Annotated in this window: 21 protein-coding genes and 1 other RNA gene; all 22 read left to right on the top strand. The window is 67.0% G+C overall.

Annotated elements, in window-relative coordinates:
* The first annotated feature begins 18 nt into the window (after positions 1 to 18).
* The 22 genes from rnr (at position 19) to QUW25_RS03200 (ending at position 22,794) form a co-directional block, all read left to right on the top strand.
* Complete coding sequence (gene rnr / locus QUW25_RS03305) at positions 19 to 2,064, top strand: ribonuclease R (protein ID WP_289510817.1); 2,046 nt, start codon at positions 19 to 21, stop codon at positions 2,062 to 2,064.
* 56 nt (positions 2,065 to 2,120) lie between these two features.
* Positions 2,121 to 2,981, top strand: a complete 861-nt coding sequence (locus tag QUW25_RS03300; RefSeq protein ID WP_289510816.1) for a hypothetical protein — start codon at positions 2,121 to 2,123, stop codon at positions 2,979 to 2,981.
* Entirely contained in the window at positions 2,968 to 3,486 is a 519-nt protein-coding gene (smpB, locus tag QUW25_RS03295; protein ID WP_289510815.1) for an SsrA-binding protein SmpB, read from the top strand. The genes QUW25_RS03300 and smpB overlap by 14 nt, the downstream gene beginning before the upstream one ends.
* Positions 3,487 to 3,533: 47 nt before the next feature.
* Positions 3,534 to 4,046, top strand: coding sequence for a flavin reductase family protein (locus QUW25_RS03290; RefSeq protein WP_289510814.1), 513 nt, complete (start codon positions 3,534 to 3,536; stop codon positions 4,044 to 4,046).
* Positions 4,047 to 4,093: 47 nt separating this feature from the next.
* Positions 4,094 to 4,234 carry a rubredoxin gene (locus tag QUW25_RS03285; protein ID WP_193529945.1) on the top strand — a complete coding sequence of 47 codons (141 nt, stop codon included), beginning with the start codon at positions 4,094 to 4,096 and terminating at the stop codon, positions 4,232 to 4,234.
* Positions 4,235 to 4,431: 197 nt separating this feature from the next.
* Positions 4,432 to 4,800: a transfer-messenger RNA gene (gene ssrA, locus QUW25_RS03280) on the top strand.
* Positions 4,801 to 4,895: 95 nt separating this feature from the next.
* Entirely contained in the window at positions 4,896 to 5,807 is a 912-nt protein-coding gene (locus QUW25_RS03275) for a patatin-like phospholipase family protein (RefSeq protein WP_289510813.1), read from the top strand.
* 106 nt (positions 5,808 to 5,913) lie between these two features.
* Positions 5,914 to 8,601 (top strand): glycoside hydrolase family 31 protein, encoded by a 2,688-nt coding sequence (locus tag QUW25_RS03270; protein ID WP_289510812.1) that lies wholly within the window; start codon positions 5,914 to 5,916, stop codon positions 8,599 to 8,601.
* A gap of 154 nt (positions 8,602 to 8,755) precedes the next feature.
* A complete protein-coding gene (gene rplM / locus QUW25_RS03265) occupies positions 8,756 to 9,196 on the top strand; it encodes a 50S ribosomal protein L13 (protein ID WP_289510811.1) in 441 nt (146 codons plus the stop codon).
* A gap of 3 nt (positions 9,197 to 9,199) precedes the next feature.
* Entirely contained in the window at positions 9,200 to 9,595 is a 396-nt protein-coding gene (gene rpsI, locus QUW25_RS03260; RefSeq protein ID WP_289510810.1) for a 30S ribosomal protein S9, read from the top strand.
* 526 nt (positions 9,596 to 10,121) lie between these two features.
* The gene (gene glmM / locus QUW25_RS03255; RefSeq protein WP_289510809.1) at positions 10,122 to 11,459 is read left to right on the top strand and encodes a phosphoglucosamine mutase; all 1,338 of its coding nucleotides are present in this window, start codon (positions 10,122 to 10,124) and stop codon (positions 11,457 to 11,459) included.
* Positions 11,460 to 11,624: 165 nt separating this feature from the next.
* A complete protein-coding gene (gene glmS, locus QUW25_RS03250; protein ID WP_289510808.1) occupies positions 11,625 to 13,475 on the top strand; it encodes a glutamine--fructose-6-phosphate transaminase (isomerizing) in 1,851 nt (616 codons plus the stop codon).
* A 2-nt stretch (positions 13,476 to 13,477) separates the two neighbouring features.
* Positions 13,478 to 14,047: a holo-ACP synthase gene (gene acpS / locus QUW25_RS03245; RefSeq protein ID WP_289510807.1), complete on the top strand. Its 570-nt coding sequence runs from the start codon at positions 13,478 to 13,480 to the stop codon at positions 14,045 to 14,047.
* Positions 14,048 to 14,050: 3 nt separating this feature from the next.
* Positions 14,051 to 15,664: an NAD(P)H-hydrate dehydratase gene (locus tag QUW25_RS03240; protein ID WP_289510806.1), complete on the top strand. Its 1,614-nt coding sequence runs from the start codon at positions 14,051 to 14,053 to the stop codon at positions 15,662 to 15,664.
* Positions 15,665 to 15,705: 41 nt separating this feature from the next.
* On the top strand, positions 15,706 to 16,854 hold the full coding sequence (alr, locus tag QUW25_RS03235; protein ID WP_289510805.1) for an alanine racemase: 1,149 nt from the start codon (positions 15,706 to 15,708) through the stop codon (positions 16,852 to 16,854).
* 34 nt (positions 16,855 to 16,888) lie between these two features.
* Positions 16,889 to 17,500: a uracil-DNA glycosylase gene (locus QUW25_RS03230; RefSeq protein ID WP_289510804.1), complete on the top strand. Its 612-nt coding sequence runs from the start codon at positions 16,889 to 16,891 to the stop codon at positions 17,498 to 17,500.
* On the top strand, positions 17,501 to 17,980 hold the full coding sequence (tsaE, locus tag QUW25_RS03225; protein WP_289510803.1) for a tRNA (adenosine(37)-N6)-threonylcarbamoyltransferase complex ATPase subunit type 1 TsaE: 480 nt from the start codon (positions 17,501 to 17,503) through the stop codon (positions 17,978 to 17,980).
* A 161-nt stretch (positions 17,981 to 18,141) separates the two neighbouring features.
* Positions 18,142 to 18,555: a Fur family transcriptional regulator gene (locus tag QUW25_RS03220; RefSeq protein WP_289510802.1), complete on the top strand. Its 414-nt coding sequence runs from the start codon at positions 18,142 to 18,144 to the stop codon at positions 18,553 to 18,555.
* Between the two features lie 80 nt (positions 18,556 to 18,635).
* Positions 18,636 to 19,223 (top strand): rubredoxin-like domain-containing protein, encoded by a 588-nt coding sequence (locus QUW25_RS03215; RefSeq protein ID WP_289510801.1) that lies wholly within the window; start codon positions 18,636 to 18,638, stop codon positions 19,221 to 19,223.
* A complete protein-coding gene (locus QUW25_RS03210) occupies positions 19,223 to 19,651 on the top strand; it encodes a DUF3783 domain-containing protein (protein WP_289510800.1) in 429 nt (142 codons plus the stop codon). The genes QUW25_RS03215 and QUW25_RS03210 overlap by 1 nt, the downstream gene beginning before the upstream one ends.
* Before the next feature lie 311 nt (positions 19,652 to 19,962).
* A complete protein-coding gene (locus QUW25_RS03205; RefSeq protein ID WP_289510799.1) occupies positions 19,963 to 21,267 on the top strand; it encodes an ATP-binding protein in 1,305 nt (434 codons plus the stop codon).
* 204 nt (positions 21,268 to 21,471) lie between these two features.
* Positions 21,472 to 22,794, top strand: a complete 1,323-nt coding sequence (locus QUW25_RS03200; protein WP_289510798.1) for a sensor histidine kinase — start codon at positions 21,472 to 21,474, stop codon at positions 22,792 to 22,794.
* Positions 22,795 to 22,798: the final 4 nt, after the last annotated feature.

The raw sequence follows: 22,798 nt of genomic DNA, 5'->3' as shown, positions 1-22,798 counted from the left end.
AGAAGGACGGAGGGTCGCATGGGACGCGGGAGGCTGCATCACGGAAACCGGCGCCGCAGCCGCTCCGGCGGGCCGCGAAAGCAGCACCATACGCTCACGGGTATGCTGGTGGTGTCCCGCCCGGGGGCCGCTCACGTGGAGACCCCGGAGGGCGACCTCGAGCTCGTGCGCCACGGTCAGCGCGAGGCGATGAACGGCGACGAGGTCGAGGTCGCGATCATCGAGCAGCGTGGCCGCGCCCCGCGCGCGGTGGTGCGCTCCGTGCTCTCTCGCGCCGTGATTACGTTTCTCGGGCGCTACGCACAGGCGGGGCCGCTCGGTGCCGTCCGTCCGCTCGACGCGCGCATCGGGCACGACTTCTTTGTGGTGCCGGAGGACGAGAGCCCGCGCAGGCTGGGGGTCGCGGACGGGGACGTGGTGGTGGCGCGCATCACCGAGTACCCCACGCGCAAGAGTTCTCCCGTCGTGACGCTCGAGCGTCGCGTGGGCGCGGCGAACGAGGTGGACCTCAACGTGGAGTCCGTGGTCGCGAGCTTTGGGCTGCCCGGGGACTTCTCGCCAAGTGTGCTTGAGCAGGCCGAGAAGATCGTGGCGGACGTTGACGGCGCGCTGGCGCGGGAGCCATCCCGCCGTGACCTGCGCGACGAGCTCTGCGTGACCGTCGACCCCGCCGACGCGCGCGACTTTGACGACGCCGTGGGCGCGCGCCGCCTGCCCGACGGCGGCTACGAGCTTGCCGTGCACATTGCGGACGTCACGCACTACGTGGGCGCGGACACGCCCGTCGACAACGAGGCGAAGCGGCGCACCTGCTCCGCCTACCTCGTGGACCGTGTTATCCCCATGCTGCCCGAGCGCCTCTCAAATGACGTGTGCTCGCTGCGCCCGGGCGAGGACCGGCTCGCGATGAGCGTCCTCATGCGCCTGGACGCCCGCGGCGCGGTAACGCGCGCCCGCGCGTTCCCCTCGGCCATCCGCTCCGCCGCCCGCCTCTGCTATGACGAGGTTGATGCGTTTCTCGACGGCTCGGGCACTGTGCCGGACGAGCGGGTCGCCGAGACGCTGCGCGCGCTCGATGAGATTCGCGCGCTGCGCGAGCGCGTGCGGCGTGACCGCGGCGCCATCGACTTCGAGACCGTCGAGGCTCGCGTGACGCTGGATGACGCGGGGCACCCAACGGGCGTCTCCGTGCGGCGGCGCACGCGCGCGACGGGTCTCATCGAGGAGGCCATGCTGCTCGCAAACGAGTGCGTGGCGGAGCGGCTGGCGAGCGCGGAGGCCCCGGCTGCCTACCGCGTGCACGAGCCGCCCGCGCCGGACGACCTCAAGGCCTGTCTTCAGCCGCTCAGGGAGCTCGGGGTGCTCGACGGCGAGGACGCGGCGGGGCTGCTCTCGGGGAGCGCGCACGCCATCCGGGGGGTGCTCGAGCGCGCCGACGGCCTGCCCTGCGCGCCCATGGTGGGAGCGCTGCTCCTGCGCGCGCAGAGAAGGGCCGTCTACCTGCCGCAGAACCTTGGTCACTACGCCCTGGGGGCCAGCGCGTACTGTCACTTCACCTCGCCCATCAGGCGCTACCCGGATGTGCTCGTGCACCGCGCGCTCAAGGCGCTTCTGTCCGGCCGCGCGGAGGGGCCCGAGATGCGCGCCCAGGCGGCCGCCCTGCCGCAGCTCTGCCGGACGTGCTCGGAGCGCGAGCGCGCCGCGGACGGCGCCGCCCGTGCCTCGCAGAAGATCAAGATGGCCGAGCTCTTCTCCGAGCGCGTGGGCGAGCGCTTCTCGGGGGTGGTCTCGGGCTGCGCGAGCTTTGGCCTCTTTGTGACGCTCGACGAGACGTATGCCGAGGGACTCGTGCCCGTCCGTGCCCTTGGGGACGAGTGGTTCTCCTACGACGACGCACGTCTCACGCTCACGGGGGAGGAGAGCGGCGAGGTGTGGCGGCTCGGCCGGCGCGTTGCCGTTGAGGTGACGGGGACAAACGTGGCACGCGGCCAGATTGACCTCGCACTGGTTCGGGGAGGCCGCCCGCGAGGTACTTCTCGCCGCGCCGATACGCCTGCGCGATAATGGGAACACTAAGAACCTAGCTGTTTGACGGGCGGCATGTGCCGCCGGGAGGTCATATGAACCAGACAACGCTGACGGACGAGCTCGAGCGCGCCGAGGGCCTCATGCTCCAGGGCGAGGCCGAGCAGGCCGCGGACCTTCTCGCCCGCCTTGCCGAGGACGCCGAGGAGTACGTGGACAAGAACTGCCCCACCACCGATGAGGTGCAGTGGTTCAGCTTCCCCACGCTCTTTGAGCGCCTGGCGTATCGCCGCGTGGAGGACGACCCGCGCGAGCTGCGCGACGTGGGCGAGCCGCTTGACCGCCTCTACAACGACCTTGCCCTCGCGAGCGTGCAGGTCGGAGACTACGACGAGGCCACGGAGGCGCTCAAGCGCGCCGTGCGCTGGAACCCCATGGACTGCAGCTATCGCCTCAACCTGGCCGACCTCTTCCGCGTGGCCGGGGACATGCAGGAGTACCTGGCGCTCACCTACAGCGTCTTTGAGCGCGCGAGCGACGTGCGCCACCTGGTGAGGGCGTTCGTGAACTTCTCGGGCTACTTTGAGGTGTGCGAGAAGCCCCGCACCGCAGCGGCGGCGCTCCGTGCGGCGCGCGCCCTCGGCATGCCCGACTCCACGCTCGATGCCGCGCTCAACCAGGCCGCGGGCACCGAGAAGGACCCGGACCTCGTGGACGACGCCGAGATGCGCGAGCTCCTGGCCGCCGAGGGCCTGCCGGACGGCGCCAACGCGGAGATTGCCGTCTGCCTGCTCATGTGCGCCGGGGACGCTGCCGCCGCCGGCGCCCGCGACGTTGCCGCCACGCTGACGCTGCGCGCCCGAGACCTGGTGGGCGAGGCCGCGTGCAAGGCGCTTCTCGAGCTCATCCACGAGACGGACGCGAGCCTTGAGGGGGCGGCAGATGGCGAAGAGTAAGGTCGTGCGCCAGGCCGCTGCCGCCGCCAAGGCCAAGCAGGCCGGCCCGGGCAAGAAGACCATCGCGAAGAACCGCTCCGCGCGCCACGAGTACTTCATCGACGAGACCCTCGAGGCGGGCATCGAGCTCACAGGCACCGAGGTGAAGAGCCTGCGCGAGCGCGCCTGCCAGCTCACGGACTGCTTCTGCCTCATCCGCGGGCGCGAGGCGTGGCTTCACGGCGTGCACATCCACCCCTACTCAAACGGCGGCGTGTGGAACGTGGACCCCGACCGCAAGCGGCGTCTCCTGCTGCACCGCCGCCAGATCGACTACCTGGACGCCAAGCTGCGCCAGAAGGGCATGGCGCTCGTGCCGCTGGAGATCTACTTTGACGAGCACAACCGCGTGAAGCTGGCCATTGGCCTCGCGCGCGGCAAGAAACTTTACGACAAGCGCGCGGACATGGCGCGGCGCGACTCCGACCGCGAGATCGCCCGCGCCCTGAAGGAGCTCAACCGGTAAATGTTACGAAGGGACCGTCCCTTCGTAACATCGGAAAGGAGAAGGGCATGGACGCAACGGCACTGTTCAAGTTTTCCTCGGGCCTCTACGTGGTCTCGGCGAACCCGGGTAAGGGCGAGCGCGTGGGCGCCTGCATCGTCAACACCGGGCTGCAGGTGACGTCCAGCCCGCTCCAGGTCTCGGTGACCGTGAACAAGGACAACTTCACCTGCGGCGCCATCGAGCGCGCCGGGCACTTCTCGCTTGCCGTGGTGGACGAGTCCGCGGACATGCTCTTTGTGGGGCGCTTTGGCTTCCGCACGTCTGCGAGTGAGGACAAGTACGACGGCATCGCCAGCGCCGTTGCCGCAACCGGCGACCCGTACCCCGCCGAGCACACGTGCTCCTTCGTGGCGTGCAACGTGGTCCAGACCGTTGACGTGGGCACGCACCTCACCTTTGTGGGCGAGGTCGTGGACGCGGGCAACCTCTCTGACGTGCCGCCCATGACGTACTTGTATTACCACACAACGCTCAAGGGCAAGACGCCACCGAAGGCCTCTTCCTACATTGGGGTATAAGTTAGGTCAGGGCGAGAGGCGCCCTTACAAGTTGAGAGGAGACACGCATGTCCGAGGAGAAGAAGTACACGTTCCGCTGCACCGTCTGCGGCTGGGAGGTCACCGTCGACACCCCCGAGCTGCCCGAGGACTTTGTCTGCGAGGTCTGTGGCGTTGGCCCCGACATGTTCGAGCTCGTCGAGGAGTAACCTGACAAAGGTGACAGGGTAGTTTGTCATCATCATGACGACGCCGGGGCGGCCTTCCGCGGAGGGCTGCCCCGCTCTTCTCGCGATTCGTGTCCGGGAAAACGGGTAGAATACCCCCACGGCCGCGCAAGCGGCGCGTACGTTGACAGCCGCATGGTGGGTGGTCCTTCTCGCCGCCCTAGCCTTGTCCGGCACCCGGGGGTGACTGGTTTCGACAGGGTGGGTCTGAGATGGGCAGCAGGCCGTGGTCTCCTCGCCACGTTAAACAGGGGTACCGTCAAACTGAATTGACGACAACAACTCTTTTGAGCCCCAGCTGGCTCTCGCTGCTTAATTAGATAGCGGCGCGTCAAAGCGGAGATTGCTCCCGTTTCCGCGGCGACGTCATTTGAGGGAGATGCTCGAGCGGACGTAGCCGGTATGCCGCTTGAAAAGATTGAACCGGCTGGGACGCCAAGCGCGGGTTGCCGGGTGCGCGGCGTCCGAGACCCAACCGGTAACTGAGCCTGGAGACACCTGTCAGGGATCTGCTTTGGACCGGAGTTCGATTCTCCGCACCTCCACCATGTACGCTCCGCGGTCGCTGGCCCCCGGGCCGGCGGCCGCTTTTGCTTCGCCCCTCGGGGGGGCGCCGAGAAGAACGCGTGGGAAGGAAGCACTCATGCCAGCCCAGACCCAAAAGACCAACGTGCCCGCGCTCGTGCTGGAAGGCGGCGGGTTCCGCGGCATGTTCACCGCGGGCGTGCTCGACGTGCTGCAGGAGCGCGGCCTCACGGGCTTCTCGAGCATCTGGGGCGTCTCGGCCGGCGCCATCAACGGCTCCAACTTCCGCTCGCGCCAGATCGGCCGTACCATGCGCGACATCCTGGCCTTCCGCGACGACCGACGCTTCATGTCGCTGTGGTCGTTTGCCACTACGGGCGACATCGCCGGTGCGGACTTCATGTACGGCGAGGTCCAGGACCGCCTCGACCCGTGCGATATCGAGACCTTCAACGAGTCCGAGACCCCCTTTTACGCGGTGGTCTCCGACGTGACCTTTGGCACCCCCGACTACCTGCCCGTGCGCTCGTACCCCGAGGACCTTGTGAAGGTGCGCGCCTCTGCCTCGCTGCCTACGGTCTCTCGCGTCGTGGAGATCGACGGGCATCGCTATCTTGACGGCGGCACCACGGATTCCATCCCGTTTGAGACGGCGATGGGCCTGCCCGGTGCGCGCGAGGTGGAGGGGCACATCCCCGCGGAGCGTGCGCTCGTGGTGCTCACGCGCGACCGCGATTACGTGCGAGGAGACGGTTCCGAGGCCATCGCCCTCAAGTCCCACCGCTACGACGCCTACCCGTACTACCTCGAGGCGCTCCGCACGCGCGGCGAGCGCTACAACGCTCAGCGCGAGCACCTCTGGGAGCTTGAGCGTGAGGGGCGCTGCCTCGTCATCGCCCCGGAGGGGCCCGTGACGGTGGGCTCGTCCACGCGCGACGGGGAGTCCCTGCTCACGCTCTACGTTGCGGGGCGCCGCCAGGCCGAGGCGCGTCTCGCCGAGATCGACGCCTTCCTCTGCGCGGACTGTTAATTGGGGACGTGTTTTTCTGAACAGATAAAACGGGACAGGTTTGCAATAATGACCTGTCCCGTTTTCCCTGAACAAAAGAACCCGTCCCCTTTTGCGAGGAGTGCCCGTGATTGAGGCTCGCGTGAACCCGGAGCGCCCCTACCAGGTGCTCGTAACCCTTTGCGCCGGCGAGAAGAACCTGCCGGCCCGCATCGCCTTTCTCGACGAGGGGGTGATCCGCGTCACCGTGGACCCGACGGGTGCGTTTGCGCCGTACGCGCGGCCGGTCTCGCCGGACCATGTGGCCCGCATCCAGGCGCAGCCCGACGAGTCCAACGTCTATGAGCACCCCGCCGCCGGCGTCCGCGATGCGGGCGACGCGCTCTCGATCAGCGCGGGCGAGATCGAGCTCCTTCTTGCCAAGGCGGACGGCCACATGGAGCTGCGCCGTCGCGGCCGCGCGGTCATGCGCGAGGTTGCCCCCGTGGCGCTGGACGAGCGCGCATCCACGCAGACGCTGGCGACGAGCGCCGGCGAGCGCTTCTTTGGCGGCGGCACGCAGAACGGCCGCGCGGAGCACGCGGGGAGCGTCGTGCGCATCGTGACCACGCCCATGAACAGCAACCAGTGGGGCGACGGCGGCGTGGCCTCCCCAAGCCCGTTCTTCTGGTCGAGCGCGGGCTACGGCGTGCTGAGAGACACGTTTGCCCCCGGCTCGTACGACTTTGCCAGCTCCGGGCCCAACCTCGTTGCCGCCCACGAGGATCCCGTCTTTGACGCGTATCTCCTCGTGGCGGATGACCCCGCAGCCAGCCTGCGCCGCGTTGCCCAGGACATCCTGCGCGCCTACTTCAAGGTGACGGGCGCGCCTGCGCACTTCCCGGACTTTGCCCTCTACCTGGGCCATCTTAACGCCTACAACCGCGACGCGTGGTCGTTTGGGTACGAGGAGGGCGCGCAGGCCTGGACGGTGCGCGGCTCCGCCCCCGCGGACGCGCCGGGCGAGACCCGCTACGAGCTGGGGCGCCGCCGCGGCTACGTGGTGCCCGAGGGGCACCTCGCCGAATCTCTCAACGGCCCCGACGAGGTGCTCGCCTCCTCTGCCGAGAAGTACCGCGGGCAGACGCCCTACGAGTTCTCCGCCCGCGCCGTCATCGACGAGCACGCCCGCCACGACATGCCCCTCGGCTGGATTCTCCCCAACGACGGCTACGGCGCCGGCTATGGCCACAACGGCTACGAGCGCACCGGCGGCGTGGACGCGGACGGCGCGAGCTCGCCTGAGCGCCTTGCCGCCATCTCGGCAAACGTGGACAACCTCGCGTCCTTCTCGGCGTATGCCAACGAGCGCGGCGTGGAGGTGGGCCTGTGGGCGCAGTCGCAGATCACGCCGTCGGCGGACCCGGACGCCACCTGGCAGAACCTGCGGGACTTCCGCGCCGAGGTGGCACGCGCCGGCGTGCGCGCCCTCAAGACCGACGAGGAGTGGGTGGGCGACGGCTACTCCTTTGGCCTCAACGCTACCCGTCAGGGATATCAGATCATGGAGGAGGAGACCGGCAGGCGCCCCCTTGTCCTCACGCTTGACGGCTGGGCGGGCACGCAGCGCTACGCGGCTGTGTGGTCCGGCGACCAGGACGGCACCGACTGGGAGTACATCCGCATGCACGTGCCCACCTACGTGGGCCAGGGTCTCTCGGGCAACCCCAACGTGGGCTCGGACCTGGACGGCATCTTTGGCGGCAACGCCCTCGTGGCAACGCGCGACTTCCAGTGGAAGGCGCTCACGCCCATCATGCTGGACATGGACGGCTGGGGGTCCCTGCCCAAGCTGCCCTACGCCGCGGGCGACCCGCACACGGGCATCTGCCGCATGTACCTCAAGCTCAAGAGCTGCCTCATGCCGTACATCTCCACCTGCGCGGCCTCGGCCTCGTGCGTGCCAGGCTGGGAGGGCAACGACGACCTCGCTCTGCCCATGGTGCGCTCTGCGCTGCTCGCGGACGAGGGCGCGCCGCGGGAGGCCACGCGCTACGAGTTCCTGCTCGGTGACAGCCTGCTCGTGGCGCCCATCTATCAAGAGGTGCGCCCGGACGCCGCTGGAAACGACGTCCGCAATGGCATCTACCTGCCCGGCAGCCCAAATGACGTCTGGATCGACTTCTTCACCGGCGAGCGCTTTGCCGGCGGCCAGGTGCTCGACGGCTTTGACGCGCCGCTCTGGAAGCTGCCTCTCTTTGTGCGCGCGGGCGCCATCCTGCCCCGGTTTGCGCCGCACAACAACCCGCGCCCCGTGGGCGTGAGGAACCCGGGCGGGCTCGACCGCACCCGCCGCGTGGTGGACTTCTGGCCCGCGCCGGGCGAGAGCCGCTTCGTGGCCTACGAGGACGACGGCGTCTCGTTTGGCGGTCACGTTGCGACAACATACACGTGCTCGACGGACGGGGAGAAGACGACCCTTCTGGCCGAGCCCTCGCGCGGGGGCTATGACGGCTACGAGGCGCTGCGCTCGACGACGCTCAGAGCCACGGTGTCCAGGCGTCCCCTCGGCCTGCGCGTCCAGTGCGGCGAGAAGGACCTGCAACTCGTGGAGGCGTCTGATCGCGCAACGTTTGAGGCCGCAGATCCCGAGCCCGGCACGGCCACGTGGCTCTTCGAGGAGGCGCCCGCCATCGAGACGTTTGCGCCGCCCGTGGAGCGCGTGCTGGCCGAGATGGTCACCGGCGCCCACGGCGCCCCGCGGGTGAGCGTGCGGCTTCCGCGCGCCAACGTGAGCGAGGCGTCGCAGCGCGTGGTCCTTCTCGGCGCGCAATGACCATTTGTGCGGCTTATGGACGGAAAATTCACAGGTCGAGCCGGCCGTTGATGCGCTATACTCTTACAGCTTTTCCACAGAGCCCCGTAATCTCTGACAAAAGCACGGCGGTTTGTCCAGAAGCCGTCACTCGTAGGTATGTAGGAGGAGTCAAGTGAAGAAGTCGACTCAGTTCGCCAAGAACGGCGAAGTCGAGCGCAAGTGGGTGCTCATCGACGCTGAGGGCGCGACCCTCGGTCGTCTGGCCACCACCGCTGCCATGATTCTTCGTGGCAAGAACAAGCCCCAGTTCACCCCCAACGCCGACACCGGTGACTTCGTCGTTGTCATCAACGCCGACAAGGTCGTTCTCACCGGCGTCAAGGCTGATCACAAGCAGTACTGGCGCTACTCCGGCTACCTCGGAGGCCTCAAGCTCGAGAGCTTCCGCGAGGCCATGGAGAAGCACCCCGAGCGCGTTGTCGAGCACGCCATCAAGGGCATGCTGCCGAAGACCACCCTCGGCCGCAAGCAGGGCATGAAGCTCAAGGTCTACGCCGGCCCCGAGCACCCGCACACTGCCCAGAACCCCGTCCAGATTGATTGGAGGGCCTAACCGATGGCTGAGAACACCGTTGTTTACACCGGCACCGGCCGCCGCAAGGAGGCTGTCGCCCGCGTTCGTCTCGTCCCCGGCACCGGCAAGGTCGTCGTGAACGGCCGTGAGGCCATCAACTACTTCGGCCGTCAGCAGCTCGTTGACAACGCCGTTGCCCCGCTTCGCCTGACCGAGACCGCCGAGCGCTTTGACGTCCTCGCCAACTGCGACGGCGGCGGCATCACCGGCCAGGCCGGCGCGCTGCGCCTCGGCATCGCCCGCGCCCTTCTCGACGCCGGCGAGTACCGTGACGACCTCAAGAAGGCCGGCTACCTCACCCGTGACGCCCGCTCCGTCGAGCGTAAGAAGTACGGCCTCAAGAAGGCCCGCAAGCGCCCGCAGTTCTCCAAGCGCTAAGGCGACCTCATCGCACCCTTGGACCCGTCGAGCTCTACTCGGCGGGTCTTTTTTTGAGATTTTCCCCTTCGTGTAGCGCCGTGCGTCGTCAGGCGGAAATCTGCCCCCTCGTGTAGCGTGGTTTCGGGGATTTCGGGAATAGCCGGCTGATGGTCAACTGCGCAAACGCGCGTCGATACTCAGCAGAACTCCCGAATTGGCCCGATTTCACGCTACACGAGGGGGCAGATTTCTTGGAGCGCGACGCGAGCGCTACACGAAGGGGAAAATCTCGACCAGGTCCTTGCTCGCCCGTCTCTGCCTAACGTGCAAAAGCGTACGTGTACGTTACTTTGACCTGCGGATATAAAAAGCGGTGTTTGATTCTGCGCGATAATGGGGAGGGGCAGCGCCTGGCGATGGGGCGCGCGACGTGAGGACTCCGCGCAACCTTTCTGTGTTTACACAACCGTCACAGCCCCGCCGTCCCCATACGAGTAGGATGGTTCTGGTCTTTTGTTCTGATACCTCCCGAGAGGAGCGATCCATGAAGTACTTTGGCACCGACGGCTTCCGCGGCCGCGCCAACGAGGGCCTCGACGTCGAGCACGCCTTCAAGATCGGCCGCTTTGTGGGCTGGTACTATGGCGCGCGCCAGGAGAAGAAGGCCCGCGTGGTGGTGGGCAAGGACACCCGTCGCTCGAGCTACATGTTTGAGTCCGCGCTCATCGCGGGCCTCGTGGCGTCCGGTGCCGACGCCTACATGCTGCACGTCATCCCCACGCCCGGCGTTGCGTACGAGACCGTGGACGGCCGCTTTGACTGCGGCATCATCATCTCCGCGAGCCACAACCCCTACACCGACAACGGCATCAAGCTCGTCAACGGCGAGGGCTTCAAGATGGACGAGGACGTTCTCGAGCAGATCGAGGACTACATTGATGGCAAGCTCGAGGTGCCGCTGGCAACCGCCGATGCCATCGGCTGCACCGTCGACTACATGCAGGGCCGCAACCGCTACATCGCCCACCTCATCGCGAGCGCGAACTTCTCGCTGCAGGGCGTGAAGGTTGGCCTGGACTGCGCCAACGGAGCCGCGTCCTCCGTTGCCAAGCCCGTCTTTGACGCCCTCGGCGCGGACGTCCGCGTGATCAACAACGCACCCGACGGCTTCAACATCAACGTTGACTGCGGCTCCACCCACATCGACCGCCTGCGTCGTCACGTGGTGGAGCAGGGCCTCGACGTGGGCTTTGCCTACGACGGCGACGCCGACCGCTGCATTGCCGTGGACGAGCGCGGCAACGTGGTTGACGGCGACCTCATCCTCTACGTGTGCGGCGTCTACCTCAACAAGCACGGCCGCCTCACCGCCGGCACCGTGGTTCCCACCGTCATGAGCAACTACGGCCTCTTCAAGGCCTTTGACGAGGCGAGCCTCTCCTACGAGACCACCGCGGTGGGCGACAAGAACGTCTATGCGTGCATGCGCGAGAACGGCTACAGCCTGGGTGGCGAGCAGTCCGGCCACATCATCTTTGGCGACATCGAGCGCACGGGCGACGGCATCATGACGAGCCTGCGCGTGATGGAGGTCATCCGCGCCGAGCGCGAGACCCTCTCGCAGCTCTGCGCGCCGGTGAAGCTCTACCCGCAGGAGCTCATCAACGTGCGCGTGACCGACAAGGACGCCGCGATGAGCGACGCCGGTGTGCTCGACGCCGTGAAGCAGGCCGAGGAGTTCCTCGCCGGGCAGGGCCGCGTGCTCGTGCGCGCCTCCGGCACCGAGCCGCTGGTCCGCACCCTTGCCGAGGCTCCCACCGACGAGCTCTGCAAGCAGGCCAACGCCATCGTCCTCAAGGCGCTGGAGCCGTTCAAGGCCTAGGGCCCCAGACCCAGGAATCCCTGCGGGCGGCTGCCGGACGTTCCTCTTGCCAGAAGCGTCCGTCAGCCGCCCGTCCCTATTGGTTTATGACACTGGCGTCAGAGTCCATTGTCATGGTGCGCTGGTACAATCGATGGCGCAGCTTAAACACACCAGGAGGCCCGCATGTGCGGAATCGTTGGCTACACCGGTAGGAACCAGGCCGTTGGATACCTGCTCGAGGGGCTCAAGACCCTTGAGTACCGTGGGTACGACTCCGCGGGCGTTGAGGTCGTGGGCACGGACGGCGAGCTTCACGGCGTCAAGTGCGCCGGGCGCGTGGCCACGCTCGTTGAGCGCTGTGAGACGGCCAACCTCGTGGGCACGGCCGGCATCGCGCACACTCGCTGGGCCACGCACGGCGCCCCCACGGACAAGAACTCTCACCCGCACCGGGACTGCACGGGTCGCATTGCCATCGTGCACAACGGCATCATCGAGAACTTCCGTGAGCTGCGCTCCTACCTGCAGCGGAGTGGCCACACCATCGTCTCGGACACGGACTCTGAGGTCATCGCCCACCTCATCGAGGATGCCTGGGCCGGCCCCTGCAAGGGCGACCTCGTGCGCGCGGTGCGTCACGCCTGCCGTCGCCTTGAGGGCTCCTGGGCGCTCGCCGTGGTGTGCGCCGACGCCCCTGGGCAGATCGTCTGCGCGCGCAACGGCTCGCCGCTCGTCGTGGCGTCCACGGAGGACGGCGCCTACGCCGCCTCGGACGTCACCCCGCTCGCAAGCGTGGCCTCCCACGTCATCCAGCTCGAGAACGGCCAGTTTGCCCGTCTCGAGGCGTCGGGCGCCGTTGAGGTCTTTGACGAGGAGGGCGTGCCCGTCGCGGTTCCCACCACCATTGACATCGACTGGGACGCTTCCGCCGCCACGCTCGGCGGGTATGCCGACTTCATGGCCAAGGAGATCGCCGAGCAGCCCGAGGCCATCGAGCGCCTGCTCGCGGGCCGCATGGGCGAGCACGGGGTCTTTCTCGACGAGCTCTCCCTCACCAAGGAGGAGCTTGCCGCCATCGATCGCGTCTACCTCATCGCGTGCGGGACGTCCTATCACGTGAGCCTCATCGCACGGACGCTCATCCAGACCTGGGCCAAGGTGCAGGTCATCTGCGACTACGCCTCCGAGTTCAACTACGAGCAGGACGTGCTCGTGACGCCCAACACCCTCTGCGTGGTCATCACGCAGTCCGGCGAGACAGCAGACACGCTCACGGCCGCGCGTCGCATGCGGGGGATGGGCTGCAAGGTCTTTGCTATCACCAACGTGCTGGGCTCCACGGCCGCGCGCGAGTCCGACGGGACGCTCTATGTGCAGGCGGGCCCCGAGGTCTGCGTGGCGTCCACGAAGGCGTACACCGCCCAGATGGTGGCGAGCGCGCTTCTTGCCCTGCGCCTTGCCGAGGCGCGCGGCGAGATGGACCGCTCCGAGGTGGAGCGCCACTACCGTGACCTCTGCGCCCTTCCCGACCTCATCCGCGAGGTGATCTCTCGCGCCTGGCAGGACAAGCGCGCCGCGGCGCTCTTCCGCAGGGCCCACTCGGCGCTCTTTCTGGGTCGTGGCGTCAATGCGACGACTGCCCTCGAGGGCGCGCTCAAGCTCAAGGAGATCAGCTACCTGCACGCCGAGGCCTATCCCGCCGGCGAGATGAAGCACGGTCCCATTGCCCTTCTGGAGCCGGGCTTTCCCGTGGTGGCCATCGTGCCGGAGGACCGCGTCCACGATAAGACCGTGTCCAACATCCAGGAGGTCATCGCGCGCGGCGCCACCTGCGTGGCGGTTGCCACCGATGGTGACGAGGCGGTGGCCTCGCTCGTCGAGCACGTGCTCTGGATTCCGCCCGTGAGCGACGAGCTTCTCGTGCCCATCGTGGCGGTGGTGCACCTCCAGATGCTCGCGCGCTACGTGGCGCGCGCCCGCGGCTGCGACGTTGACAAGCCGCGCAACCTGGCCAAGTCGGTGACGGTGGAGTAGAGATGGCAACTGCGGGAATTGGCGTTGACATGCTCGAGATCGAGCGCATGGAGCGCGTGCTCAGGCGGCGCCCCAACTTTGCCCGGCGCGTCTTCACGGACGAGGAGCGTGCCTACTGCGAGGGGTGCGCGCGGCCAGCGGAGCACTACGCCGCGCGCTTTGCCGCGCGCGAGGCGGTGGTGAAGGCGTTGGGCACGGGCTTCTCCGACGGCGTGGGCTTCCGTGACGTCTCTGTGGGGCGCGACGAATCGGGCCGCCCGCGCGCGATTCTCTCCGGCCGTGCCGCGCAGATCGCGCGGGAGCGGGGCATCCGCGAGATTGCGCTCTCCATCTCGCACACCCATGACGTGGCGGTGGCAAACGCCATTGCCGTGACCGATGACGTTCGTCCCGAGCCAGACGCGCGCCAGGACGCCGCCCGCGCCCTCGCGAGCTCGTTCAAGGAGGCTCGCTCCATTCTCGACGAGCTGGAGCGCGTCCAGGAGGACGAGCTCTCATCCGTGTCCACTTTGCACCGGGTACAAAGTGGACAAGACGAGCAAGACGCGTCCCAGCCTCTTCCAAAGGAGTAGAACATGCAGCCCGTTCTCAACATCAACGACGTGCGGTGCGTCGAGGTCGCCCTCACCCGCGAGGGCGTGAGCGTCTCCGAGCTCATGCACCGCGCCGGCTACGCCGCGGCTCAGGAGGTGCTCGAGCTGGGGGACGTGGACAACGTCGTGGTCCTCACCGGCCTGGGCAACAACGGCGGCGACGGCTGGGTTGCCGCGGAGGCGCTTCACGGTCGCGGCGTCAACGTCAAGGTCGTGTGCCCCATCGAGCCCGACGGCCTGTCCGGGGACCTGGCCCGCCAGGTTGCCCAGAGCGCCGTGCGCGCGGGCGTCTCGACCCTCGTGGGACCCCCGCGAGACGAGCTCGAGAGCCTGCTCGAGACGGCCGACGTCGTGCTCGACTGCATGCTGGGCACCGGCTTTCACGGAGAGGTGCGCGCCCCCTTTGACATCTGGATCGAGTGCGTGAACGCGTGCGGAGCGCGCGTCGTCTCCGTTGACGTGCCGAGCGGACTCTCCGGGCAGACCGGTCATGCCGCGAGCGCGTGCGTGGTGGCGGACATGACCGTGACCATGCTCTCCCTCAAGCCCGGGCTTCTCGCCGATGACGGGCGCGACGTGTGCGGTGCCATCGTCGTGGCCCCGCTTGCCGAGCAGACCGAGCGGCTCGTCGTGGACGCCGACCCCGTGGCCTGGCGCACGGACCTCTCCGATTACCTCGAGGTGACCGCGCCCCGCTCCGCGGCCGTCGACAAGTTCTCGCGCGGCTCCGTGCTCGTGGTGGGCGGCTCGCGGCGCTTCCCCGGCGCCGCGATCATGGCCGCCCGCGCCGCCGCGCGCATGGGCGCCGGCTACGTGACGCTCGCCATGCCGGCTTCCGCGGCGGGCGTGGCCCAGGCGCACCTCCTCGAGATTCCCGTGGTCGCGCTGCCGGAGGATGCCGACGGCGTGATTACCTCGGATGCTCGCGACGTGGTCCTCAAGCTCGCCGAGCGCTCCTCGGCGGTGCTCGTGGGTCCCGGCATGCGCGTGAGCGGCGGCACGTGCGCGCTCGTCTCGGCGCTCCTCGGCTCCTCGACGCCCCTGGTCATAGATGCCGACGGCCTCAACTGCCTCGCTCGCCTCACCAACGGCGAGCTCCCCGAGTTTCCCGAGGTGACGCGACGCACGGCACCGCTCATCCTCACGCCGCACCGTGGCGAGCTGGGCCGCCTCGTGGGCGCCACCACGCCCGTGCCGGACTCGCTCGTCTCCCAGCTTGAGGCCGCGCGCAAGGTCGTGTGGTCCGACGGCGGCTCCGAGCTCGTTGTTGTTACCAAGAGCAACGCGACCGCCTGCGTGGGGGTTGAGCGCGCCGTGCTGCCCAAGCCCGGCCCCGCCGCGCTCGCAACGGCCGGATCGGGCGACGTGCTCTCCGGCATGATGGCGGCGGCCCTTGCCATGCACCGCGACGAGGACCCCGACCTTGCCCTTCTCGCCGCCTATGTGTGCGAGGTCCACGGCTATGCGGGCTCGCTCGCGGCCGAGCGCGTGGGCTCGCACGCCGTCATGGCGGGCGACCTCATCAACGTGATCGGGCTTGCCGCGGACGCGGTTGACGAGCACGCGGCCTTTCCCGAAGGGCCCGACGAGGGGTAGACTCGAGGGGTCAAGAGAGGGGGATTGCCATGGAGAAGGTCATGAGTCCCGCTAACAGATGGTCGTGGGTCGAGGTCAACCTCGGCGCGCTCAGGCGCAACACCCAGGCGTTCAAGCGCCTGCTGGGCCGCGACACCCAGATGATGTGCGTCGTGAAGGCGGATGCCTACGGGCACGGTGCCGTGCCCTGCGCAAAGACGATGCACGCCGCCGGCGCGAGCCAGTTTGCCGTCGCCACCGTTGACGAGGGCGTGGCGCTGCGCGAGGCGGGCATCGAGTGGCCGATCCTCATCCTCTCCGAGCCTCCCGTCGACTGCGTGCACACGCTCGTGGAGCACAATCTCATGCCCGCCGTCTACACGGCCGACTTTGCCCTCGCCCTCGGTGAGGCCGCGGCCGCCGAGAACCGTGTGGCGCGCTACCACCTTGCCGTGGACACCGGCATGACGCGCATCGGCGTGCGCCGGGACGACGTCGTGGAGCTTCGCCGCACCATCGACTTTCACCGCGGCCTGGAGTGCGCGGGAACCTTAACGCACTTTGCCACGGCCGACGTCCTCGACGACTGGGACTTTGCCCTGCAGCTCAACCGCTTCAAGGAGGCGGTCGAGGCGCTGCGCGGCGCAGGGCTCGACACGGGCCTCGTCCACTGCGACAACACGCCGGGGACCGTCCTGCACCCCGAGTGCCATTTCGACATGTGCCGCGTGGGCGTGGGCCTCTACGGGCTTCACCCGGCCGAGGTGACGCGCCCTCGCATCTCGCTCGAGCCCGTCATGAGCGTGCGCGGGCGCGTGGTGCGCGTGATCTACCCCAACGTGGGTGACGGCGTGGGCTATGGCCTCACGTGGCGCGTGCCGAGAAAGAACATGCAGGTCGCCACCGTGCCCATCGGGTACGCCGATGGCCTGGCGCGCGAGCTCTCCAACCAGATGGACGTGCTCGTGGGCGGCGTGCGCTGCCGTCAGGTGGGCAACATCTGCATGGACCAGTTCATGTTTGCCGTGGACGTCAACAGCGCCCGTTCTTATCGCCCCACGCGCCCCGTCGAGTACGGCGACGTGGTCACCATCATTGGCGCCGACGGCGACGAGCGCATTACGGCCGAGGAGATGGCCGAGCTGAGAAACACGATCAACTACGAGGTTGTCTGCGACTTTGGGATGCGTCTTGAGAAGATCTACACGTAAGGGCTCCGCTGCAGAGCGAAGGGGGCTCGACCTCATGTCCGTCATGCACATACCCGGCCACGACCACCAGAAGCCGCGCGAGGTCACGCTCGAGGAGATTCGCGACCTTATGGGCAACTGCCAGCTGTGCCCGCTCGGTGCCACGCGCACGAACCTCGTCTTTGGCGTGGGCAACCCGCATGCGCGCGTGATGTTTGTGGGCGAGGGCCCCGGCCGCAACGAGGACCTCCAGGGCGAGCCCTTCGTGGGCGCGGCGGGGCACAAGCTCGATGCCCTTCTCGGCTGCGTGGGCCTCACACGCGACGAGATTTACATCGCCAACGTGGTGAAGTGCCGCCCGCCCGGAAACCGCAACCCCAAGCCGGACGAGATCGAGGCCTGCTCGCCGTTTCTGCGCGAGCAGATCCGCAGCATCTGGCCGGACGTCATCGTGTGCTTGGGCAACTTTGCCTCGCAGTTTGTGCTGCGCACCAATGCCGGCGTGACGTCGCTGCGTGGCCAGCTCTACCAGACGGGCCACTTTGTGGTATGCCCGACCTTCCACCCGGCGGCCTGCATCTACCACTCCGACTGGCAGCCGCTCCTTGAGGCGGACCTGCGCATGGTGGGCGCGTGGCTGGCCGAGCACCCCGCCAAGGAGGAGTAGATGAGCGAGAAGAGCTTCCGCACGGCCTCGCGCGAGGAGACGATTGCCCTGGGCGAGCGCCTGGGCCGCGCGCTTGCCGCCGGCGACGTGCTGGTGCTGACGGGTGACCTTGGGGCCGGAAAGACCCAGCTCACCAAGGGCATTGCCGCCGGGATGGGCGTGACGGACGACGTCACGAGCCCCACCTTCACCATCGAGATGGTCTACGAGGGCGCCGAGATGCCGCTCTACCACTTTGACCTCTACCGCCTGGACGACCCCGACCAGCTGGAGGACACGGGCATCTTTGACGTGCTCGGCGCCGACGGCGTGTGCTCCATCGAGTGGGGCGAGCAGTTTGCAGACGAGATTGGCGACGCCCGCGTGGACGTCTTCGTGACCCGCCTCGACGACGAGGCCGCTCCGGGCGAGGAGCCCCCGCGCGAGGTGCGCCTCGTCACGCACGACGCCCGTGGCGACGCCCTTCTCTCTGCCCTTTGATGATGACAATCTACCCTGTCACCTTTGTCATCATGACAAAGGTGACAGGGTAGATTGTCATGTCATATCGCCGAGGTCCTTCTCGCTAAAATGAGAAAAATTCTCACTTGAGAATAGTTTTCAGTATGGTATGCTGTCATCAGACCAAAAGGAGGTGGGACATGCCAGCGAGAAACACCGTGCAGCGCTCGATCATTGAGGACGAGCTGCGGCGCCTTGCCAACCATCCCACCGCCGACGAGGTCTATGAGGCCGTCCGCGCCGAGCATCCCAGCATCGGCAAGGCGACGGTGTATCGTACCCTCAACCTCCTTTCCGACGAGGGCGAGATCGGCCGCGTGCGCATCAACAACGGCGCGGATCGCTTTGACCACCAGGCCTTTGCCCACTATCACGTGCGCTGCGTTGAGTGCGGCCGGGTGGACGACGTGATGATCGCGCTTCTGGACGAGGGTGTGAACGAGGCTGCGGCAGAGGCGTCGGGCTACCAGATCCTGGGCCACACGCTGCAGTTTGACGGCGTCTGCCCTGTGTGTCGGGCGGGCGAGAAGAACGACGGGGCATCAACGGCGTAGCGAGAGCGCGCCGCGTGCATAGGAGAGGGCGACGGGGCCGGAGGGGCCTCGTCACCGAGAGACAACAAGGAGGCTTCACCATGGACAAGTGGGTTTGCAAGGTCTGCGGTTACATCTACGAGGGCGCCGAGCCGCCGGCGGAGTGCCCGGTCTGCCACGCTCCGGCCAGCCAGTTCGAGAAGGTCGAGGGTGAGCTCAAGCTCGCCGCCGAGCACGAGTACGGCATCTACGGCAAGACCGTGAAGGACAACCCCGACATCTCCGACGAGGACAAGGCCTACATCCTCGAGCAGCTCAAGGCCAACTTCAACGGCGAGTGCTCCGAGGTCGGCATGTACCTCTGCATGGCTCGCATCGCCCACCGCGAGGGCTATCCCGAGATCGGCCTCTACTGGGAGAAGGCCGCCTATGAGGAGGCCGAGCACGCCTCCAAGTTTGCCGAGCTGCTCGGCGAGGAGCTCGAGCCCAACATGAAGGCCACCACGAAGGACAACCTCGCCTGGCGCGTTGACTGCGAGTTTGGCGCTACGCAGGGCAAGGTCGAGCTTGCCACCTGCGCCAAGAAGAACAACCTCGACGCCATCCACGACACCGTCCACGAGATGGCGCGCGACGAGGCCCGTCACGGCAAGGCTCTCAAGGGCCTGCTCGAGCGCTACTTCGGCTAATGGCCGGCAAGCCTCAGAAGAAGGCTTCCCGCAAGAAGGTCAAGCCCTCGGGGCCCGCGCCGTGCGCGGCGCTCTGGGGGCTTGACCCCTCTTCCGAGAAGGGCGCGGCGGTGCGAGAAGTGCTGCGCGGCATGGGCGTGGTGGCGCGGACGGCGCTGCCGGAGCGCCTGGGCGACCCGGCGGGCGCATTTGCGCGGTTGCCGGGGTTTCGTCCGGCGGTGGTGCCGTATGTGGGCCCGGCGCCGGCGGCGGAGGAGTTCGTGCTGCTGTGCGGCCTCTCCGACGCGCAGGTGAACGAGTTTCTCGCCCGCTCGCGCGAGGCCGGATGCGTGGTGGGGCCCAAGGCCCTGCTCACCAAGGTCAACCGTTCATGGCCGCTCGTGCAGCTCATCGACGCCGTTGCCACCGAGCACGCGGCAAACGAGTAGCGTTGCATCAGGCAAAAGGGGACGGGTTATTTCTCTCAGAGCTTTTGGTGACAAAGGTGACAGGGTGGGTTGTCATCATGAAACCCATGATGACAACCCACCCTGTCACCTTTGTCACCAAAAGCTCTGAGAGAAATAACCCGTCCCCTTTTGCCTGCCCCTTTTCCTGCAAGGCCTTCGCGGACATGTGGGCTTGGAAAATCTCTATTGAAAGTGGTGGAAAAACAATAACGAGATATCCGGAAAAACAGTAATGCAGCCATTCTAGCTGCGAAGACATGTTATATTGAAACAAGTTCAAAGGAGGGGTGGTGGGCGAGATAATCAAGCCGGAGGGATATATTCCGCGCGTCGTGGATGCACGGGTTGAGAGGCTTCTTCGCGTCTTTGGCGCGGTGGAGATAGCGGGGGCCAAGTGGTGCGGCAAGACGTGGACGGCGCTCCAGCATGCGCAGAGCGTGAGCTTTGTGGACCGTACGCTTGCACTTGCTCAGGATGACCCCTCTGCGATGCTGATGGGCGATCGACCTCATGTGATTGACGAATGGCAGCGTGTGCCTGCGATATGGGACTGGGTTCGCCACGAGTGCGATCGTACCCGTGGGCTGCGCGGAGCGTGGATTCTCACCGGATCATCAATGCCGCTGCGGCATGACGCTCAGTCCGAAGGCGATCTTCCGAGCCATAGCGGCGCGGGCCGCATCGGTCGAGTTCGCATGTGGCCGATGAGCCTGGCCGAGAGTGGGGACTCCATAGATGCGGTATCTCTTGCGGGGCTGTTCCGCGGGGAGTTTGAACCCGTGCAGCACGTGACGACGGCTTCCGATCTTGTGAGACTTGCGTGTCGCGGTGGCTGGCCGGAGGCCATCGACATGGATCCTGCGGACGCGCAGCTGGTTGCGCGGGAGTATCTGCGCCTGCTGCGGCGCGAGAGCATTCCGCGGGCGGGCAAGAGCGGCGATACCGCCCAGCGCCTCCTGTTCGCCCTCGCCCGTAACCTGGGCCAAGCTGCGACCTACGAAACGCTCTCTGCCGACATGAGCGACGCCTCAGCCTCGGGTGGAGTGACCGAGGCGACAGTCGCCTCATATCTCGCGCTCTTTCGTGACCTGTACCTACTGGATGACGTGCCTGGCTGGCTCCCTCCTGCGCGCTCGTCCAAGCGCGTGCGCACGAAGCCAAAGCGCTATTTGGCGGACCCCTCGCTTGCGGTGGCGGCGCTCGGCATGCTGCCTGATGCCCTGTTCGAGGACTGGCAGACCTTTGGCCTCGTGTTCGAGAACCTCTGCGTGCGCGACCTACAGGTATATGCACATGCGCTGGAAAACGCCGCTGACATCCCCGTCCGGTATTACCGCGACGACTCCGGCCTAGAGGCGGACGTCATCATTGAGCTCGCCGATGGACGCTGGGCAGCGCTGGAGATCAAGACGAGCGAGCGCAAGGCGGACGTCGCCGTCGAGCGTCTGCGCGCGTTGCGAGCAAAGCTCTCGTCCAATGGTGCCGAGCGTGTTCGCCCGCCTGAGTTCATGGCGGTCATCACGGGAGTTTCCGAGTACGCGAGGCAGGTGGAGGAGGGGCTCTACGTCATCCCCATCACTTGTTTGGGGGCGTAGTCGGCACGGCTTCTTTCGGATACCGGTTGGGCAAGGCCAAAAGCAACGTCTGCCACCGATTTCGCATGACGCCGAGCCCTCGTGTCCGGTCCCATCATTTTGCCGGCCCGTTTGTCACCTAAACCATGCCGGTTGTGCGTTGCCCGGGCAGCCGGCCGCTCAGGTTAAACTAAGCTCACTGAAGTGCCGGTGCGAAGGACCCCCATGGAAGAGCTGCTGCAGAGCTTTGTGACCACGTTTGGCGCGAGCATGGCCTCGCTCTATAACGCGTCTTTCGCGCTCTCCCTCGTGCTGCTGCTCACGAAGTTCCACGGCGGGGGAAGGCGGCTCGCCTGGCTCCTGCCGGTCAGGTTTGCGATTGCGCTTCCCGTCGTGTGGCTCCTCGGCACCATAAGCGACCTGATCTTTCCCAACTCCATCACGTGGACCGTTGCCCCCACCATCGCGTGCGGCCTCATCTTCTGGGACCGCAGCACCCCCGCCCAACTGGTGCGCATTGCGCTCGTCATGTGCTCGTGGCTCTACTCGCTCTCCGTTGCGGACATGCTCAACGTGGAGCTTTATGGCGGGATCGAGCTCGCGGCAACCATCTCGCTCGCCTACATGCTGCTCCTGAGGGTCATCCTCGTTCTCCTTGAGCGTCACAACTATCTGGACGGGGAGAACGTCTCGCTCTCCTTTGTGTTCCCCGTGCTCTTTGTGTGCGCCTCCGGGCTTGCGGAGCGCACGATCCTCTACCTGCGCTCGGACTTTGGCTTTGTCTACTACTCTGCAAGCACGCTCGAGAGCTTCCTCACGTGCCTTAACGGTCAGATCGCGCAGATCGTGGTCTACTGGGCCGTGCTGCGCCTGGCGCGCGAGTTCAGGGACAAGGAGCGCATCCAGGCCGAGCGTCACCTCATGGAGAGCCGCTACGAGGCGCTTGGCGTCTACCGCGAGAGCGGGGAGAGCCTGCGCCGCCTGCGCCACGAGGTGAAGAACCAGTACGCCTACATCCGCATGCTGCTCGAGCAGAAGGACTACCGCCGCGCCGAGGAGTTCTTCGGCGAGATGTCCATGCGCGCCAACCCCACCTTCTCGTGGGTGAGCTCCGGAAACGACCTGGTGGATGACATCGTCAACCTCGAGGTGTCCAAGGCGCGCGCCGCGGGCGTGGAGATCAGCTCGCGCATCGCCGTGCCCGCCGAGCTTCCCTACGAGGAGATCGACCTCTGCAGCCTGCTCATGAACCTGCTCGACAACGCTATCGAGGCGTGCGAGGGCACGGGCGAGAAGAACGTGCGGCTGGGCATCGTTGCCGACCAGGGGGCGCTCGTCGTGACGGTGGTGAACCCCACGGCACAGCGCCCGCGCTTCTCGGAGGAGGGGGCGCTCGAGACCACAAAGCAGGACAAGGAGAACCACGGGCTGGGCACCTCGATCGTGCGATCCGTTGCCGAGAAGTACGACGGCGCCGCCGACTTCTCCTACGAGGAGGGGGAGTTCACCGCTCGGGTGATGCTCGCGCTGCCCGATGCGTCATCATGACAAA

Source organism: Thermophilibacter provencensis (assembly GCF_030372065.1).
GTDB lineage: Bacteria > Actinomycetota > Coriobacteriia > Coriobacteriales > Atopobiaceae > Thermophilibacter > Thermophilibacter provencensis_A.
The sequence above is the reverse complement of the archived record's forward strand: the minus strand, read 5'-3'. Positions and strand labels throughout refer to the sequence as shown.